Here is a 16,337-nt window from a genome sequence, read left to right on the forward strand (position 1 = left end):
TTGTCGGTCCCCTGTCGTACGCTCGCGGCGCCCACTGGGGAAAGGAGAACGCGTGGACGAGGTGAAAAGCCTGGTTTCGGCGGTTCGCAACGGTTTGGCCGGGCTGGCCGATCCGGAGAAGGCTCCGGCGATGCGGGCGTACATGAAGTCGGAGATGCCGTTCCTCGGGGTGGCGTCCCCGCCTCGGACGGCCTTGCTGAAGCGGGTTTACGCCGAGCATCCGCTACCCGATCGAGTGAGTTTTTCGACGGCCGTTCTCACCTTGTGGCGCGAAGCGGAATTCCGTGAAGAGCGCTACGCGGCGATCGCCCTGTCCGGCCATCGTGCCTACGCCCGCTGGCAGGACGGCGATCTGCTCGGTCTCTACGAGGAGATGATCGTGACGGGCGCCTGGTGGGACTACGTGGACGAAGTCGCGATCCGCCGGGTCGGGCCGATCCTGCGGGCGGAGCCGGAGACGGTGACCACGCTGATGCTGACCTGGGCCTACGACGAGGACAGGTGGCGTCGCCGCACTTCGGTCATCTGCCAGATCGGCGCCAAGGGCGGAACGGACACCGACCTGCTCACCCGTGCCGTCGAAGCCAACATCGACGACAAGGACTTCTTCCTGCGCAAAGGGATCGGCTGGGCCCTGCGCGAGTACGCGAAGACCGAGCCGGACTGGGTGCGCGCCTTCGTCACCGCGCATCCGGCACTGTCCACTTTGTCCAGAAGGGAGGCGCTCAAGCATCTCGGAGGTTGAGCACCGGCCTGGGGACGAGGGCGATGAGATCCTCGATCACCCCGCCGAGTTCGGGCATCAGCACTCGGAGCTCCTTGAGATCGTGAAGCAGCTCCAAGCGCGTTTCCTGGGGCGCGCCCTTCTCGAGAAGTGCCTTGAGATCACGGGTCATTTCGTCCTCGCGCCCGAGCACGAGGAGGTAGAACAGCGGCTGGAGCTGGACGTCCCAGTCGAAGACGCCGGTCGCGATCCGGGCGTTGGCCTTGTCGAGGCCTTCGTTCAGCGCGCGGCGGGCTTCCTCCGTTCGCCCGGTCTTCAGCCAGACTAGCGTGAGGAGGTTGTGCGCCCAGCCGAATTCCGGTGCCAGCGGAGCCAGAAGCGCCTCCGCCTCGTCGGTCTCCCCCGCGAACAGCAAGGCCTCCCCGAGGTTTTCGCGGTATTCGGTGTCCTCCGGGTCCGAGGCGACCAGTTCGCGCAGCTCCCGGATGGCCTCCCCGTACTCACCGGCCCGGCGGCGGATCTCCGCGCGAAGGGCACGGGCGCTCTCGTCATGCCCTGCTTCCAGCGCGCTTTCCGCATCGGCCAACGCGCCTTCCTGATCACCGAAAAGAAGGCGGTGCCGGGCGCGCCGGTACAGGGCGTACCCGCCGTCCTGTCCCAGCCGTACTCCTTCGTCCAGTGCCGCCCGGGCTTCGTCATGCCGGTCGAGGTCGCCGAGGATGTCACCGCGGGTGGTGTGGAAGAAGGCCATCTCCGGATTCGCCGCGACGGCGACGTCGATGTCGGCGAGGGCCGCCGGGGAATCACCGGAGCGCTGATGGGCCAGCGCACGCCAGGTGTGTGCCCATTCGTTGCCGGGGTCGAGTTCGATGGCGCGGCTCAAGGAGTTCACCGCGGCGCTGTTGTCCTTGAGCCTGCTGAGCATCACCCCACGCTGAAGATGGTTCTCGGCGTCGTCGGGGGCCAGCTCGATGGCCCGTTCGAAGTCGGCGAGTGCCGTGCGGTGCTCGTCCAGACCGTGGTGCGCCTGGCCGCGCATGTAGTACGCCCACTCGTAGTCCGGGTCGATCCGCAGTGCGGCGGTGAAACCGTCGACGGCGAGCCGGTACCGCTCACCGCGGTGGTGGAACGCGGCCCGGAGCGCGTGTGCCCTGGCGCTGCCGGGATCCGCCGCGACGATCGCGTCGAAGGCCGCCGACGCGGCGTCCCCGTCTTCCGTCCGCTCCAGGAACAACGCCAGCTCGGTCAGGTAGTAGACGTCTTTGGGGCGGAGGGTGGCGGCCGCGCGGTGACCGGCGAGCGCTTCGGCGTCGTCTCCCAGCTCGGCGAACAGCGTGGCCCGGTAGTGGACGGCCCAGGCGTAGTCGGGGTCGAGCCGGATCGCGATGTCGATCTCGTCGATCGCCTTCCGGATGTCGCCGCGTTTGAAGTGCACCTCGCTCCGGATGGAGTAGGCCCACCTGTGATCGGGCTGGAGCCGGACGGCCTCGTCGAGATCCGCCATCGCACCGTCGAGGTCGCCGAGTTCGGCGCGGGCGGAACCACGTCCGCGCCATGAATAGGCGTAGCCGGGGTCGAGCTCGATCGCCCGGTTCAGATCCGACAGCGCCCGGTCCCAGTCACCCTCGTTGCGGAACAGGTTGCCCCGATCGCTCCACGGGTAAGGATCGGCGGGGTTCAGATCGAGAGCCCGGTCGAGATCCCGTGTCGCCGCGGCGATGTCGTCCTGTGCTTCGTGAGCCCAGGCGCGCCGCCGGATCACCGTCGATAGCCGCGCGGCGTCGAGTTCGCCGGCGCCGGCGAGCAGGTCGAGCACCGGGATCTCCCGCGGGCCGTCGCCGTCGCCGATCGCGGCGGTCAGCCGTTGGCCCCAGCCCAGCACCGAGGGCGCGTCCGCGTCGGCACCCGCCTGCTCCATCATGCGCGCCCAAGCTCGTGCGGGCGCGGTGCCGCTGGTGATCATCTCGGCCGCGCCGAGCAGCGCGTCCGGCAGGGCGTCGGCCGGAGCACCACAAAGCCGGTGATAGGTCTGTTCGAGCTTCCTCTTCTGCCAGCGCTCGTCGCTCCAGGCGTCGCGGTGGTGGCTCAGGCCGAGTTCGGCGCACCGGCTTTCGTAGTACTCGCTGAGCTTGAGGTGACGTTCGGCGAACTCGGCGGGCGATCGGCCGCGTTCCATGCGCACCATCGGGCCGCGGACGACCGGGTGATAGCGCACCGGGAGCTCACGGCGCCCGACGAACGGCAGTTCCCGCAGCCAGCGGAAGATCTCGCCCGCGCTCTCCTTGCCGGTCAGCACGCCGATGACGTCTTCGTCCAGGAATCGTGGCAGGGACGCCGTGGCCGCGATGTCCTTCCTGGCCTTTTCGGGAACCCAGTGCAGGAACCGCTTGACCGCGTCGTCGCTCGGGTCGCCGACGGCGTCGGCCTCGGCGGGGTTCCCGCGAGCCAGCATGGCGACCAGCACGGGCAGGCCGTCCGTCAGCCGGAGCACGATCTCGACGACCTTCTCCTCGGTGATCCCGTGTTCGGCGAGCAGGCGGCGTGCCTCCGGCTCGGTGAACGGCCGGAGTTCGATCTCGCGCACCAGCGGCGCGTGCCGATTCCATTTCGCCTCGTCCAGCGGGAGCTGGCCCGCGACGGTGAACACCAGGTTCTGCGGGAGATCGCCGTACAGCCCGCCGAACAGGTCGAGCAGCCACGTCTCCAGCACCGGCGCGGTGCGCTCGAAGGTGTCGAAGAACAGCGCGATCTGCCGGTTCTCCGGAATACGCCACAGATCCTCGACGAACGGTTTGGTCAGCTCCTCCGCCGGTTCCAGGAGAAGCTGGACATCGGCCTTCCGCTTGAACTTCGCGGCGAGGTAGACCTGGAGCTGCTCCAGCTGTTTCGCCGTCGCGTCCGCGTCGATGGCGTCGGCGGCGATACTCCCGCCCGGAAGGGTTTTCGCGACCCCGAGCCCGGCCTTGACCACGGTCTTCGTCACTAGTTCGCGCCCGGCGGCCGGAGCCTGCGGATCGCGGTGAAGCCGTTCCCTCGCCTTGAGATAGGACTCGTAGCGTTTCTCGAAGCGGCGCATCTCGTACCCGCCGCGAGCGAGGTCCTTCGCCAGTTTGACCAAGGTCGCGGGCAGATCCTGCTGCCGGTCGTCGGCGAAACCGACGGCGGCACGGGTTTCCTCGGCGATACCGCGAAGCTGATCGAGAAGGAAGGACTTGCCGACCCCCGCGAGACCGTGCACCGAGAACAGGTACCGGCGGCGCCGGTCGTCCCCCGGCAGCCCCAGATTGACCCGGAAGTCCTCGCGTTCCCCGACCCTGCCGACGAAACCGTCGCTCAACCGGGCGCGCGCGATGTCTTGGATACTGGACCGACCGTCTGGACGTGACACAGGTCCTCACTTTGCCACACCTGGAGCGCGTGAAGGCCCCGTTTCCCTCGGCTGAGTCGAGGGAAACGGGGCCTTCACAGGACTACAGGTCAGGCGCGCAGGCTCGCACCGAAGCGTTCACCCGCGACCGCGACGGCGGCGTCGCGGGCTTTGGTGGCCTCGTCGACGGTCAGCGTGCGATCCGCTGCGCGGAACCGCAGCTTGTACGCCACCGAGCGCTTGCCCTCGCCCAGCTGCTCACCCTGGTACGAGTCGAACAGCGTGATGTCTTCGAGCAGTTCGCCCGCGCCTTCGCGCAACGCCTCGGCCAGGTCGGCCGACGGGACGCTCGCCTCGGCTACGAGGGCGACGTCGAGCAGCACCGGCGGGTACGCCGAGATCTGCGGAGCCGGACGGCCGTCCGGGATCGGGATCGCGTCCAGGTCGAGTTCCATCGCGACGGTGCGCGGCGGCAGCCCGAGCGCCTCGACGACCTTCGGGTGCAGCTCACCGGCGTAACCGATGGGCCACTGCCCCACCCGCAGCTGTGCGCAGCGGCCGGGGTGCCACGGCGGCTGATCCGCCGCGGCCGTGGTCAGCTCGACACCGGCGGCCTGCGCCACCAGCCGCGCGGCCTGCACCGCGTCGGCCCAGTTCGCCTGCTCGCCCGCACCCCACCAGCCTGCCCGGGCACGCTGGCCCGCGAGCACGACGGCGACGTGCTGCGGCTGCGGCGGGACCGCCGCCTCCAGCACCGCGAGCTCCTCGTCGGTCGGGCGCCGGTCCACCCCGAGCGAAGGCATCGGGATCGGGTTCGGCCCGGGCAGCACGACCTGTCCGATGTGGAATAGCGAGACGTCCTTGAAACCACGGGAAATGTTGCGCTGCAGGATCTCCAGCAGCCCCGGCAGCAAGGTGCTCGCCATCCGGTCCTTGTCCGACTCCAGCGGGTTGCGGACCTTCACGGTGCTGCGGCGGACGTCGTCCTCGGGCAACCCGAACGCGTCCCAGACCGAGTCCGAGATGAACGGGAAGGGCAGCACCTCGACGTAGCCGTTCTCCGCCAGCGCACGCGCGACCGACCGGCGACGACGCTGCGTGTCGGTGAGACCGCGGCCGGCCGGGGCTTCGGGCAGCACCGACGGGATGCTGTCGTAGCCCTCCAGCCGGAGCACCTCCTCGACCAGGTCGGCGGGCTGCACCAGGTCACCGCGCCAGCTCGGCGGGACGGCGGTCACCAGCGCGGTGCCGTCCTCGGAGGTGCCCACGTTGACCTTGCAGCCGATCTGCGAGAGCCGCTTGACGGTGACACCACGCTCGTAACGCACCCCTGCCACCTGGTCGGGGAGGCTGATCGGCATGGTGACCGGCGGGTTCGGCTCGACGCCGCCCTCGTCGGTGCGGCCGGGCAGGATCGAACCCTCGCCGTACTGACGCAACAGGCGCGCGGCGAGCTCGACGGCCACCGCGCACAGCTGCGGGTCGGTGTAGCGCTCGAACCGTTTGGCCGCCTCGGAGAACAGCTTGTGACGGCGGGCCGTCCGGCTGATCGACGACGGGTCCCAGTGCGCCGCTTCGAGCAGCACGTCGGTGCTCTCCGGCGTGATCTCGGTCGACGCGCCACCCATCGTGCCCGCCAGCGAGATGACGCCGCTGTCGTCGGCGATCACCACGTCGTCCGCGTCGAGCGTGCGCTCGACATCGTCCAAAGTGGTCAGTTTCTCGCCCGGCTTCGCCTTGCGCACCACCAGATCGCCCTTGACCGAACCGGTCGCGAAGGCGTGCAGCGGATGCCCGAGTTCGAGCATGACGTAGTTGGTCACGTCGACCGCGAGCGAGATCGAGCGGATACCCGCCAGCATCAGGCGGCGGCGCATCCACCACGGCGTCGGCGCGGTCGCGTCGAGGTTCTTGACCCGGCGCAGCACGAACCGCTTGCAGCCCTCGGTGTCTTCGAGGTGCACCGGCCAGGCGTCACTCTCGGCCTCGGGGACCTCGATGGACGCCGGGTCGCCGAACGGGACGTCGAGCGCGTTGGACAGCTCGCGGGCCAGGCCGCGGACCGACAGGGTGTACCCGCGGTCCGGGGTCGGCGTCACCTCGAGGACGGTGTCTTCGAGGCCGAGCAGCTTGTTCGCGTCCTCGCCGGGGCTGGCCGTGCTCGGCGGCAGCACCAGGATGCCGGAGTGTTCGTCGCCGATACCGAGCTCGCTCGCGGAGCAGATCATGCCGTCGCTGAGGCGGCCGTAGGTCTTGCGCGACCCGATCTCGAAACCGCCGGGCAGCACGGTGCCGGGCAGCGCGACGACGACCAGGTCGCCCTCGGCGAAGTTCGAGGCACCGCAGATGATCCCGCGGGTCTTGATCCCCGTGGGGCCCTCGTCCTCGAAAGGACCTTCGTCGTCGTCCTCGTCTTCGTCGAGGTTCTCGTCGGGCTTGTCGGTGTCGTCGTCCGATTCGCCGACGTCGACCCGGCAGAACCGGACCGGCTTCTTGAACTCGGTGAGCTCCTCGATCTCGGCGACCCGGCCGACCACGAGCGGGCCGGTGACCGGTTCGAGCTTCCGGACGTCGTCGACCTCGATGCCGATGCGCACGAAGGCGTCGGCCAGATCCTGGGCCGTGACCTCCTCGTCGACGTCGAGGTGTTCGGTCAGCCAGCTGGCTGGGACCTTCACTCAGGCCTCCGTTCCGAAGGGCAGGGTGAACCTGATGTCGCCCTCCACCATGTCGCGCATGTCCGGGATTCCGTTGCGGAACTGCAGGGTGCGCTCGATACCCATGCCGAAGGCGAAGCCCGAGTAGACCTCGGGGTCGACGCCGCAGGCACGCAGGACGTTGGGGTTGACCATGCCGCAGCCACCCCATTCGACCCAGCCGGGGCCGCCCTTCTTCTCCTCGAACCAGACGTCGACCTCGGCCGACGGTTCGGTGAACGGGAAGAAGTGCGGGCGCAGACGGGTCTTCGAGTTACCGCCGAACATCGCGCGGGCGAAGGCGTCGAGGGTGCCCTTGAGGTGCGCCATCGTCAGGCCCTTGTCCACCGCGAGGCCTTCGACCTGGGAGAACACCGGGGTGTGCGTGGCGTCCAGCTCGTCGGTCCGGTAGGTGCGGCCGGGGCAGACGACGTACACGGGAAGGTCGCGGTGCAGCAGCGTTCGGGCCTGCACCGGCGAGGTGTGCGTCCGCAGCACCAGGCCGGAGTCCTCCTCGCCGAGGTAGAACGTGTCCTGCAGCTGGCGCGCGGGGTGGTCCTTGCCGAAGTTCAGCGCGTCGAAGTTGAACCACTCGGCTTCGAGTTCCGGTCCGTCGGCGACCTCGTAGCCCATCGCGACGAACGCGTCGGCGATCCGGTCCGACAGGGTCGCGATCGGGTGCCGGGCGCCACGGGGCACGCGATCCCACGGGAGCGTGACGTCGACGGCCTCCTCGCGGAGCACCTTCTCGTCACGTTCGGCCTGGAGCACGGCCCGGCGCGCGTCGAAGGCGGCCTGGATGCCCTGGCGCGCTTCGTTGACCCGCTTGCCGGCCTCGGCCTTCTCCTGCTTCGGCAGTGCGCCGATCTCGCGGCGGGCGAGCAGCAGCGGAGACTGGTCCCCGAGGTGGGCGGGTTTGACCGCGGCCAGCGCGTCGAGATCCGCCGCGGCGGCGAAATCGGTCTCGGCCTGTTTGACGGCGGCCGTCAACGTTTCCGGCGCGAGCGTTCCCGCCTGGGGGTCCTGCTTGTCGTTGGCTTCGGACATAACTCCTCGGCGTCCGCTGGGACTGGTCCGGTGCACGCGAGCGCACACATGGGTTTAGCAGCTGCTGAATTCTATGGGACAGCGAACGGCGGCCCCCGATCACCCTCGGGCTGGGCACACCGTCACTCGGAAGTGCGAAAAACGCGCTCTACGCCGTAAACAAGGTGCTGGAACGAACACTGCGTTCCATGAGAGCTCCCTTGGTGTCGTGCTGCGACGGCGTGCTGCCCACGACTCTACGTGGTGAGGGCCCGCGAGGCCATCGCATTCGTGTACACGCAGATCGCGGCGGCCGTCGCGAGGTTCAGGCTTTCCGCCCGGCCGTACATCGGGATCTTGACCGCGAGATCGACCGTCTCCAGGACGCCCTGTGGCAGTCCGTGCGCCTCGTTGCCGAAGACCCACGCGGTGGGCTCGTCGAAGGTCACCTGATCGAGCTCGGTGTCGGCGTAGCCGTGCGCGCCGAAGGTGCGGAGTCCGGCGGCGGAGCAGGCCTTCAAGGCCGCGTCGACGTCCCGGATCCGGGTGATGGCGGGGTGGAACAGGCTGCCGGCGGCCGCGCGGACGCATTTGCCGTTGTGCGGGTCGACGCTGTCGCCGGCGAGGACGACCGCGTCGGCGCCGGCGGCGTCCGCGACCCTGATCACGGTGCCCGCGTTACCGGGGTCCGCGACGTCGACGAGGACGACGACGAGCTTCGCGCCCGGCTTCAGGACGGTCTCTTGTGGACGGTCGACGAGCGCGCAGACCGCGACGATGCCTTGCGGCGTCACGGTCTCGGACAGCCCGTCGGCGGCGCGATCGGTGATCGGCGAGACGGGGACGCCCGCCTCACGCGCGGCGACGAGCAGACGCTCGTGCTGCGCGGCGGCGCGTTCGGTCACGAACAGCTCGTAGACCTTGCCGCCGTGTTCGAGCGCGGCTTCCACCGCGTTCGCGCCTTCGGCCAGGAACCGGCCGGTCTTCTCGCGCTCGGCCCGGCGGGTGAGCTTGCGCGCAGCAACGACCCGGGGCGTCCGTTCGGTGAACGGAGCCGCCCCGGGTCGTGGAAGAGCGCTGTGGCCGGTCAGGCCGACTTCTTCTCTTCGGTGTTGACGTTCGCCTTGGCCAGCTCGGCCAGCGCGGTGAAGGCGGCGGCGTCGTTGACGGCGAGGTCCGCGAGGATCTTGCGGTCGACCTCGACACCCGCGGCCTTGAGGCCCTGGATGAACCGGTTGTAGGTGACGCCGTTGGCGCGGGCCGCCGCGTTGATGCGGGTGATCCACAGCTGGCGGAAGTCACCCTTGCGGGCACGACGGTCCCGGTAGGCGTAGTTCAGCGAGTGAAGCGTCTGCTCCTTCGCCTTGCGGTACAGCCGCGAACGCTGGCCGCGGTAGCCGCTGGCGAGCTCGAGAGTCGCGCGACGCTTCTTCTGGGCGTTGACAGCCCTCTTGACGCGTGCCACTGGGGTCCATCCTGTCGATCTGGGGGCGCGCTGGCGCGCCCGGCGTTTACAAAGTGCGGGGTGTCAGCGGCCGAGAAGGCGCTTGACGCGGCCGACGTCGTTCTTGGCGATCTCGGTCGTGCCTTCGAGGCGACGGGTGAGCCTGTTGGACTTCTTCTCCATCAGGTGGCGGCGGCCGGCCTTCTGGCGGCGCAGCTTGCCCGAACCCGTGACGCGGACACGCTTGGACGTCCCGCTGTGCGTCTTCATCTTCGGCATTACGTTGTCCTCTTCCGTGCGGCGGCACACCGGTTTTGCCCGGTGTGCCGCTGACATGTGCTGGTCGGCGCTACGCGTCGGCGGGCGGCTCGGACGTTTCGTCCTTGGCTGCCTTCGCGGCCTTCTGCGGCTTCACGTTCTTGTGCGGGGCCAACACCATGATCATGTTGCGACCGTCCTGCTTCGGCGACGACTCGACGAAGCCGAGCTCGGTCACCTCGTCGGCGAGCTTCTGCAGCAGACGGAACCCGAGTTCCGGCCGGGACTGCTCGCGACCGCGGAACATGATCGTGACCTTGACCTTGTTGCCTGCCGCAAGGAAGCGCGACACGTGACCCTTCTTGGTCTCGTAGTCGTGCTGGTCGATCTTCGGCCGCAGCTTCTGCTCTTTGATGACGGTGAGCTGCTGGTTGCGGCGGGACTCGCGGGCCTTCTGCGCGCTCTCGTACTTGAACTTGCCGAAGTCCATGAGCTTGCATACGGGCGGGCGTGCCTGCGGGGCGACCTCGACGAGATCGAGATCGTTCTCCTGTGCCAGCCGCAGCGCATCTTCGATCCGGACGATGCCGACCTGTTCACCGGCCGGCCCGACGAGGCGGACCTCCGGAACCCGGATTCGGTCGTTGATGCGTGTCTCGGAGCTGATGGGGCCTCCCTGGTTCGAGGTAAATTCTTCTACCGTTTCGACCTGGTGCCCACATACCTAAGGCCCCGGTACCGTGCGGTACGCGGGGCCCACTCTTTCCGATCGTGTTCGATCTCCAGAACCGAACACACCGCCTCGACGCCCGAAATCGTCTTGGCGAGACCGGACCCGGACACCTGGTGTTACGGCGGTGACACGGGTGGGAGCGGGGCTCCACTTGCCGCCCCCGATCGCTCGGGGGCTGGTCGCTCGTGGAAGGGTACCAGACGTGTCAGATGAACCCGTTCAGCAGCCCCCGTATTCCCCGGACGTCCGCGACCTGGAGGACATCCCGAGCGTCGAGGTGATCAGCAGGGCGGCCGTCATGCTGCTCTCCGCCGGCGCCGAACGCCTCGGCCTCGCGGACGAGGACCCGGCCAGCTCACCGCACCGCGACCTCGACGAGGCCCGCCGCCTGATCACCGCCCTCGCCGGGCTGGTCACCGCTTCGGCAGAGTACCTCGGCCTGCACGCGGGCCCGTTGCGCGACGGTCTCCAGTCGCTGCAGAAGGCGTTCCGCGAGGCTTCGGCCGTACCGGACGCGCCCGGTCAAGGACCGGGCGAGAAGTACACGGGACCGGTCTACTAGCCCCCGAAGTACATGAAGGCCCCCTTCCTTGCGCCTGAGTACAGGAAGGGGGCCTTCATGTACTTCCGCTTCGACGTCAACTAACATTTCAGATGTGAGTGGGTTAGCGAAAGTATCGAGGTCTCTCCTCAGGGACGAGGCCTACGAGAGCATCCGCCGGGCGATCATCGACGGGACACTGCCGCCGGGGACGAACCTGCGCGACGGCGAGCTCGCCGATCAGCTGGGGCTTTCCCGGGCGCCGGTACGCCAGGCGCTGCTGCGGCTCGTCGAGGACGGCCTCGTCGAGTCGAAGCCGCAGAGCTACACGCGCGTGGCCGGGTTCGTTCCCGACGACGTCCGCGACGCCTTGCAGCTGGTCCGCACGCTGCACGAGTTCGCCGTCCGGGCGGGTGCCCCGCGGATGGGCCCGGCCGAGGTCGCCGCGATGCGCGCGGCCAACGCCCGGTTCGCCGACGCGATCGCCGCCGGGGACATCGCGGCCGCGATCGCCGCCGACGACGAACTCCACGACGTCCCGGTGGCCGCCGCGCGCAACCGGGCGATCGCCGCGACGCTGGCCCGCTACACGCCCCTGCTGCGACGTCTCGAATACGCCCGCTTCGGCTCCCTGCCCGCCCACCGGTCGGTCCAGCGCCACACGGAACTGGCCGACGCCATCGAAGCGGGCGACGTCGACGCGGCCTGCGCGATCACCGCCACGATCTGGACCGAGCTCGAAGACCTCCTGGAGACGCCATGACCCTCGCCGATTTCCCCCGCTACCCGCTGCTGTTCGGTCCCTCCCCCGTCCATCCGCTGGAGCGGCTCACCGCTCATCTCGGCGGCGCGAAGGTCTGGGCGAAACGCGAGGACGTCAACTCCGGGATCGCGTTCGGCGGCAACAAGACCCGCAAGCTCGAATACCTGGTCGCCGACGCGCTGGCCCAGGGCGCGGACACGCTGATCTCGATCGGCGGCGTGCAGTCGAACCACACCCGCCAGGTCGCCGCGGCCGCCGCGCGGGCCGGGCTCAAGGCCGTGCTGGTGCAGGAGAGCTGGGTCGACTGGAACGACCCGATGTACGACAAGGTCGGCAACATCCAGCTCTCGCGCATCCTCGGCGCGGACATCCGGATGGTCGAGGCCGGGTTCGGCGTCGGCTTCAAGGAGAGCTGGGAGAACGCGGTCAAGGAGATCGAAGCCGGCGGCGGGAAGCCGTACGCAATCCCGGCGGGCGGCTCGGACCACCGTCTCGGCGGGCTCGGTTTCGCGAACTGGATGGTCGAACTCGAAGCGCAGGAGGCGGAACTCGGCGTCTTCTTCGACACCGTGATCGTCTGCTCGGTGACCGGCAGCACGCAGGCCGGGATGGTCGCCGGGGCCGCGCTTTCCGGTAAGCCGCGCCGGATCCTCGGCATCGACGGCTCGGCGAAACCGGCCGAGACCCGCGATCAGGTCACCCGCATCGCCCGGGCGACCGCCGAACTGATCGGCGCCGGCGAGATCGGCGAGGTCGAACTGGACGAGCGCTACCACGCCGGGATCTACGGCATCCCGGACGAGTCCACTTTGGACGCGATCCGGACGCTGGCGCGGCTGGAGGGAGTGCTCACCGACCCGGTGTACGAGGGCAAGTCCATGGCGGGACTGATCGACCTCGTCGCGCGCGGTGAGATCTCGCGGGACTCGAACGTGCTCTTCGCGCACCTGGGCGGGCAGCCCGCGCTGAACGGCTACACGAGCGTGCTCTAGCCCTCGTGAGTGGTAAGGACGTTCCAGCCGAGGGTGTCTGGGGTACCTACTGGCTTCCGGTCGCTGATGATCCCGGGCCCGGCCACGGCCGACGTTGCGAAAGCCACTTTCGCAACGTTGAAGGTTGCGAAAGTGGCTTTCGCAACCCCCGGCCAAGCCCAGCACCCAGCAGCACCCCGGTGCCGAGTGGGTCTGGTCTCGTGAGTGGTAAGGACGGTTAGAACCGTCCTTACCACTCACGAGGCGCCGGGTCAGTCCGTGACGGCCAGGACGTCGATCTCCACCAGAAGCCCGGCGGGCAGGCCGACGTACACCGTGGTGCGGGCCGGGTGCGGGGCCTCGCCGATCAGCTTGTTGTAGACCTCGTTGAACGCGCCGAAGTGGTCGACGTCGGTCAGGTACACGCGCACCATCATCGCGTCGGCCAGGCTCGAACCGGCGGCCTCCAGCACCGCCTCGATGTTCTTGAAGGTCTGCTCGGTCTGCTCACCGACGGTCTCGCCGACGATGGCGCCGGTGGCCGGGTCGAAGGCGACCTGGCCGGCCACCTGCAGGATGTTGCCCTTGCGGACCGCCTGCGAGAACGCGGCCACCGGCTTCGGCGCGTTCTCCGTGCTGATCGCGGTCTTGCTCATTCCAACTTCCCCTTTCGGTTCCCCGTCCATCCACTGTGGACGGAAGCTTCCTCGGCGGCGGCCAGCAGCTCGGGCACGAGCCCCATCAGGCCGTCGTAGTCCAGCAGCACCTTCGGCACCGACACCGACGCGGCGGCGAGCACCACGCCGCCCGGGCCGCGGACGGGCGCGGCGACGCAGTGGATGAAGTCCTCGTGCTCGGCGTTGTCCACCGCGTAGCCGCGGTCGGCGACGAGCGCGAGTTCCTTCTCGTAGGCCTCGGGCGTGGTGATCGTGTTCGGGGTGCGGACGAAGAAGTCGATCCGTGAGACCACGTCCGCCTGCTTCTCCGGCGTCATGGCCGCGACGAGCACCTTGCCGACGGCGGTGCAGTGCAGCGGCGCGCGTTTACCGATGCGGGAGTACATCCGCACCGAATGCCTGCCCTCGAACTTGTCGATGTAGACCACCTCTCCGTCCTCATAGGACGCGAGGTGCACGGTGTGCCCGGTGCGCGCGTTGAGCCCGGCGAGCGCGGACTGCGCGGTGCGGCGGACGTCGCGATCCTCGAGCGCCTGCTGTGCGAGATCGAAGAGCGCGCTGCCCAGCCGGTAGTACCGCTGTCCCTCCCGGCGCACGAAGTGGTGCGCCTCCAGGGTGCGCAGCAGCCGCAGCACGGTCGACTTGTGCACGCCGATCTCCTCGGCGAGCTGGTCCAGCGTCTTCGGCTCGCGGGCGAGCCCGCTCAGCAGCGTGAGCGCCCTGTCCAGGCTCTGGCTCATCCGCCCACCAATCCCTTGTCCGTCAGCTTCGCCGCCGCCCATGCTGCCTCATCCGCCCCGAGGAGTGTTTCGACGACGGACGCGGGCAGCGGCTGCCCCACGTCGTCGTGGGTCAGCAGGGTGGCCGCGGCCTGCAGATGACCGCGTCGCAGCCGCGTAGCAGGGTCGTCGCCGCGCAGGGTCGCGGCGAGGAAACCGGCCGCGAACGCGTCACCGGCGCCGACCGGCTCCACGACGTCGACCTGGAGCGCGGGCGAGAACAGCGGTGCTTCGTCGCCTTCGATCAGCGTGACTCCGCGTGCCCCGTGCTTGACGACCAGCGTCTTCGGTCCGGGCACGGCGGCGCGCAGCCGTGCCGGGTCACCGGTCCCCCACACGCGCTCGGCCTCGTCCTCGCCCGCCAGCACGATGTCGGCGCGGGCGGCCAGCCCGGCCAGCACCGACGGGTCGCGTCCGGTCCACAGCGCGGGCCGGAAGTTCACGTCGAACGACACCAGCGTGTCGCCCCGCGGTCGTTCCATCAGCGCCCGCACCAGGTCGAGGCAGCCGTCCGACAGCGCGGGCGTGATCCCGGACAGGTGGATGACGCGCACCCCGTCGAGGTCGAGTTTCCCCAGGAGCCCGGCGTCCATTCCGGACGCGGCGGAGCCCTTGCGGTAGTAGCGCACGGGGCTGCCGTCCGCTCCGCTCTCCTTGATGTAGAGCCCGGTCGGGCGCGTCGGATCGACCACGACCGCGCTGACGTCCACCCCCGCCGCGCCGATCTCGCGCACCAGCGCGCGGCCGAACGGATCGTCGCCGACGGCGCTCACCCAGGCGCTGGTGAAACCCAGCGCGGGGAGATGGCAGGCGACGTTCGATTCGGCCCCGCCGATGCTCCGCACCCACTTGCGTACCTCGTCGGGCGGCCCGGATTCGGCCGGCACGAACAAGGCCATCGACTCCCCGATGCACAGAACGTGGGGCGCGCTTGTCACCTTCGCGTCTCCTAGTCGTCACGCCGTTGACCTCCAGCGGACCGGATGCTACACCTATCCCACGCAATATGCGCAACGTCCGTTGCAACATACGCAACCGAGGTGAACCTCATGTTCGAAGCCGGCACCATCGATTCCGCCGCGGTCGCGGCCGTCCGGGAGGAGCGCGTCGACTGGCGCTTCCGCTCGGTCGCGCCCTCGCTGTCCGGTCTCACGATCGGCGAGGCCGCCGCCCGCGGCGCGAAGCTGTTCGACGACGGCTTCCTCGGCCCGTTCGTCGTTCTCGACGAAGAGGCCGTCGAACACAACCTCCGCACGATGGCGGCCTGGTGCGCCGAGCGCGGGGTCGCGCTGGCCCCGCACGGTAAGACGACGATGGCGCCGCAGCTGTTCGAGCGGCAGCTGCGGCACGGCTCGTGGGGCATCACCTGCGCGAACGCCGGCCACCTGCGGATCTACCGCGCGTTCGGGGTCTCCCGGATCCTGCTGGCGAACCAGCTGCTCGACCCGTCCGGGTTGAAGTGGCTGGCCGCGGAGCTCGACGCCGACGACGACTTCGAGTTCGTCTGCTGGGTCGACTCGGTCCGCGGCGTCGAGCTGATGACCGAAGCCCTGCGTGGCGCCCGCCGCAAGGTGGACGTGCTGGTCGAACTCGGCGCCGAGGGCGGCCGCACCGGTGTCCGCGACACGGAGACCGCGCTCGCCGTCGCCGAGGCCGCGCACGCGAGCCCCGCTCTGCGGCTGCGCGGATCCGGCGGTTACGAAGGCGCGCTTTCCCACCACACCGACGAGAAGTCGCTCCAGCTGATCAGCTCCTATGTGGACGGTCTGCGCGAACTCGTCTTCGCCTTCCACGCCAAGGGCCTGCTCGACGACGCCGGCCAGATCATCGTCACCGGCGGCGGCAGCGCGTACTTCGACCGCGTCGCCGACGAACTCACCAAGGACTGGGGCGGCCTGGACGTCCTGCCGATCCTGCGCAGCGGCGCCTACGTGACCCACGACGACGGCTTCTACCGGGTGATCTCGCCGCTGGGCGAACACCCGCGCATCGGCGGCGTCGCCTCGTTCCGGTCCGCGCTGCGCGCCTGGGCTCAGGTGACGTCGAAGCCGACGGACGAACTCGCGCTGCTCACCATCGGCAAACGGGACGCTTCGTTCGACGAGGGCATGCCCGAGCCGCGCCTGATCCGCAAGGGCGACGGACCACCGTCCGCGCTCGAAGGTCATTCCATCCAGAAGATGAACGACCAGCACGCCTTTCTCACGCTGCCCGCCTCGTCGCCGGTCGAGGTCGGCGACTGGGTCGCCCTCGGCCTGTCGCATCCGTGCACCGTTTTCGACAAATGGCCCCTGATCCCGGTCGTCGGCCCCGACGGCGAGACCGTGCTCGATTTCGTCCGCACCCATTTCTGATCCG

General features: G+C 69.3%; 15 protein-coding genes. 5 read left to right on the forward strand and 10 right to left on the reverse strand.

What is annotated here, in order from left to right:
- Positions 1-52 precede the first annotated feature (52 nt).
- A complete protein-coding gene (locus ACZ1DY_RS27085) occupies positions 53-745 on the forward strand; it encodes a DNA alkylation repair protein (protein WP_257485861.1) in 693 nt (230 codons plus the stop codon).
- Here ACZ1DY_RS27085 and ACZ1DY_RS27090 read toward each other — a convergent pair.
- The 7 genes from ACZ1DY_RS27090 to infC form a co-directional block, all read right to left on the reverse strand.
- On the reverse strand, positions 726-4,112 hold the full coding sequence (locus tag ACZ1DY_RS27090) for a tetratricopeptide repeat protein (protein WP_465481287.1): 3,387 nt from the start codon (positions 4,110-4,112) through the stop codon (positions 726-728). The two genes, ACZ1DY_RS27085 and ACZ1DY_RS27090, sit on opposite strands and share 20 nt — an antisense overlap.
- A gap of 89 nt (positions 4,113-4,201) precedes the next feature.
- Positions 4,202-6,769 carry a phenylalanine--tRNA ligase subunit beta gene (pheT, locus tag ACZ1DY_RS27095; RefSeq protein ID WP_465481288.1) on the reverse strand — a complete coding sequence of 856 codons (2,568 nt, stop codon included), beginning with the start codon at positions 6,767-6,769 and terminating at the stop codon, positions 4,202-4,204.
- Positions 6,770-7,834 carry a phenylalanine--tRNA ligase subunit alpha gene (gene pheS / locus ACZ1DY_RS27100; RefSeq protein WP_126734051.1) on the reverse strand — a complete coding sequence of 355 codons (1,065 nt, stop codon included), beginning with the start codon at positions 7,832-7,834 and terminating at the stop codon, positions 6,770-6,772.
- Between the two features lie 236 nt (positions 7,835-8,070).
- Complete coding sequence (locus ACZ1DY_RS27105) at positions 8,071-8,904, reverse strand: TrmH family RNA methyltransferase (protein WP_465485719.1); 834 nt, start codon at positions 8,902-8,904, stop codon at positions 8,071-8,073.
- Complete coding sequence (gene rplT / locus ACZ1DY_RS27110; protein ID WP_005163284.1) at positions 8,901-9,278, reverse strand: 50S ribosomal protein L20; 378 nt, start codon at positions 9,276-9,278, stop codon at positions 8,901-8,903. The genes ACZ1DY_RS27105 and rplT overlap by 4 nt, the downstream gene beginning before the upstream one ends.
- A gap of 63 nt (positions 9,279-9,341) precedes the next feature.
- Complete coding sequence (gene rpmI / locus ACZ1DY_RS27115; RefSeq protein ID WP_007028043.1) at positions 9,342-9,536, reverse strand: 50S ribosomal protein L35; 195 nt, start codon at positions 9,534-9,536, stop codon at positions 9,342-9,344.
- A 70-nt stretch (positions 9,537-9,606) separates the two neighbouring features.
- Positions 9,607-10,182, reverse strand: a complete 576-nt coding sequence (gene infC, locus ACZ1DY_RS27120; RefSeq protein WP_063273553.1) for a translation initiation factor IF-3 — start codon at positions 10,180-10,182, stop codon at positions 9,607-9,609.
- Positions 10,183-10,450: 268 nt separating this feature from the next.
- On the opposite strand from infC, the gene ACZ1DY_RS27125 reads away from it, so the two are divergent.
- The 3 genes from ACZ1DY_RS27125 to ACZ1DY_RS27135 all read left to right on the forward strand — a co-directional run bounded on the left by ACZ1DY_RS27125 (position 10,451) and on the right by ACZ1DY_RS27135 (position 12,544).
- On the forward strand, positions 10,451-10,810 hold the full coding sequence (locus ACZ1DY_RS27125; protein ID WP_005163289.1) for a DUF1844 domain-containing protein: 360 nt from the start codon (positions 10,451-10,453) through the stop codon (positions 10,808-10,810).
- Positions 10,811-10,904: 94 nt separating this feature from the next.
- Positions 10,905-11,552 (forward strand): GntR family transcriptional regulator, encoded by a 648-nt coding sequence (locus ACZ1DY_RS27130; RefSeq protein ID WP_465481289.1) that lies wholly within the window; start codon positions 10,905-10,907, stop codon positions 11,550-11,552.
- The gene (locus tag ACZ1DY_RS27135) at positions 11,549-12,544 is read left to right on the forward strand and encodes a 1-aminocyclopropane-1-carboxylate deaminase (RefSeq protein WP_465481290.1); all 996 of its coding nucleotides are present in this window, start codon (positions 11,549-11,551) and stop codon (positions 12,542-12,544) included. Before ACZ1DY_RS27130 ends, ACZ1DY_RS27135 begins: the two co-directional genes overlap by 4 nt.
- Before the next feature lie 251 nt (positions 12,545-12,795).
- On the opposite strand, the gene ACZ1DY_RS27140 is transcribed toward ACZ1DY_RS27135, so the two are convergent.
- The 3 genes from ACZ1DY_RS27140 to ACZ1DY_RS27150 are packed head-to-tail and all read right to left on the reverse strand — an operon-like array spanning position 12,796 to position 14,878.
- A complete protein-coding gene (locus tag ACZ1DY_RS27140; protein WP_034321592.1) occupies positions 12,796-13,179 on the reverse strand; it encodes a RidA family protein in 384 nt (127 codons plus the stop codon).
- The gene (locus ACZ1DY_RS27145) at positions 13,176-13,940 is read right to left on the reverse strand and encodes an IclR family transcriptional regulator (RefSeq protein ID WP_192741661.1); all 765 of its coding nucleotides are present in this window, start codon (positions 13,938-13,940) and stop codon (positions 13,176-13,178) included. The genes ACZ1DY_RS27140 and ACZ1DY_RS27145 overlap by 4 nt, the downstream gene beginning before the upstream one ends.
- A complete protein-coding gene (locus ACZ1DY_RS27150) occupies positions 13,937-14,878 on the reverse strand; it encodes a sugar kinase (protein ID WP_257489946.1) in 942 nt (313 codons plus the stop codon). The genes ACZ1DY_RS27145 and ACZ1DY_RS27150 overlap by 4 nt, the downstream gene beginning before the upstream one ends.
- Positions 14,879-15,028: 150 nt before the next feature.
- On the opposite strand from ACZ1DY_RS27150, the gene ACZ1DY_RS27155 reads away from it, so the two are divergent.
- Positions 15,029-16,333, forward strand: a complete 1,305-nt coding sequence (locus tag ACZ1DY_RS27155; RefSeq protein WP_465481291.1) for an amino acid deaminase — start codon at positions 15,029-15,031, stop codon at positions 16,331-16,333.
- The last annotated feature ends 4 nt before the right edge of the window (positions 16,334-16,337 follow it).

The sequence above is a fragment of the Amycolatopsis sp. PSD-21 genome (assembly GCF_055561455.1).